Raw genomic sequence first — 1,827 nt, forward strand, 5'->3', positions numbered from 1 at the left:
TCCAGATACAGGAGAAGTGGTAACACCTCCAGTGGATGACGTAACAAAATACGGTCCAGTTGATGGCGATCCAATCATAGAAAAAGAAGAGATTCCGTTTGATAAAAAACGTGAATTTAATCCAGATCTAGCACCTGGTACAGAAAAAGTCGTACAAAAAGGTGAAAATGGAGAAAAAACAATTACAACACCAACTACGAAAAATCCATTAACAGGAGAAAAAGTAGGCGAAGGTGAACCAACAGAGGAAATCACAAAAGAACCAGTTGATGAAATAATTGAGTATGGTCCAGACATCGACAGCGATAGCGACTCAGACTCAGATAGCGATTCAGATTCAGACTCAGACTCTGACAGCGACTCAGATTCTGACAGCGATAGCGACTCAGACTCTGACTCAGATTCAGATTCTGACAGCGATAGCGACTCAGATTCAGACTCAGACAGCGATTCAGACTCTGACTCAGATAGCGACTCAGATTCAGATTCAGATTCAGACTCAGATAGCGACAGCGATTCAGATTCTGACAGCGATAGCGACTCAGATTCAGACTCTGACTCAGATAGCGACTCAGATTCAGATTCAGATTCTGACTCAGATAGCGACAGCGATTCAGATTCTGACAGCGATAGCGACTCAGATTCAGACTCAGATTCAGATTCTGACAGCGACAGCGATTCAGATAGCGACTCAGATTCAGACTCTGACTCAGATAGCGACTCAGATTCAGACTCAGACTCAGACTCAGACAGCGACTCAGATTCAGATAGCGACAGCGACTCAGACTCTGACTCAGATAGCGATAGCGACTCTGACTCTGACAGCGATAGCGATTCAGATTCAGACTCAGATAGCGACAGCGACTCAGACTCTGACTCAGATAGCGACAGCGATTCAGACTCTGACAGCGATAGCGATTCAGACTCAGACTCAGATAGCGACAGCGACTCAGACTCAGACAGCGATAGCGACTCAGACTCAGACAGCGATAGCGACTCAGATTCAGACTCAGATAGTGACAGCGACTCAGACTCTGACTCAGATAGCGACTCAGATTCAGATTCAGACAGCGATAGCGATTCAGATTCAGACTCAGATAGCGATAGCGACTCAGATTCTGATTCAGATAGCGACAGCGATTCAGACTCTGACTCAGATAGCGACTCAGATTCAGATTCTGACAGCGACAGCGATTCAGACTCAGACAGCGATAGCGATTCAGATTCAGATAGCGACTCAGACTCAGACAGCGATAGCGATTCAGATTCAGACTCAGATAGCGACTCAGATTCAGATTCTGACAGCGACAGCGACTCAGACTCTGACTCAGATAGCGATAGCGACTCAGACTCTGATTCAGATAGCGACAGCGATTCAGACTCAGATTCAGATAGCGACAGCGATTCAGACTCAGACTCAGATAGCGATAGCGACTCAGACTCAGATAGCGATAGCGATTCAGACTCAGATAGCGACAGCGACTCAGACTCAGACTCTGACTCAGATTCAGATAGCGACTCAGATTCTGATTCAGATAGCGACAGCGATTCAGACTCAGACTCAGACTCTGACTCAGATTCAGATAGCGACTCAGATTCAGACTCAGATAGCGACAGCGACTCAGACTCTGACTCAGATAGCGACAGCGATTCAGACTCAGACAGCGATAGCGATTCAGATTCAGACTCAGACAGCGATTCAGACTCTGACAGCGATAGCGATTCAGATTCAGACTCAGATAGCGACTCAGATTCAGATTCAGACAGCGATAGCGATTCAGATTCAGACTCAGATAGCGATAGCGACTCAGATTCTGATTCAGATAG

The 1,827-nt window shown here is 46.4% G+C and carries 1 protein-coding gene; it reads left to right on the forward strand.

What is annotated here, in order from left to right; genetic code table 11:
- Positions 1-1,827, forward strand: a 1,827-nt coding sequence (locus tag BDW25_RS11095; RefSeq protein ID WP_243830621.1) for a G5 domain-containing protein, incomplete at both ends; no start/stop codon positions are given.

The sequence above is a fragment of the Staphylococcus sp. AtDRG32 genome (assembly GCF_004365845.1).
In the GTDB taxonomy this organism is placed as follows: domain Bacteria; phylum Bacillota; class Bacilli; order Staphylococcales; family Staphylococcaceae; genus Staphylococcus; species Staphylococcus hominis.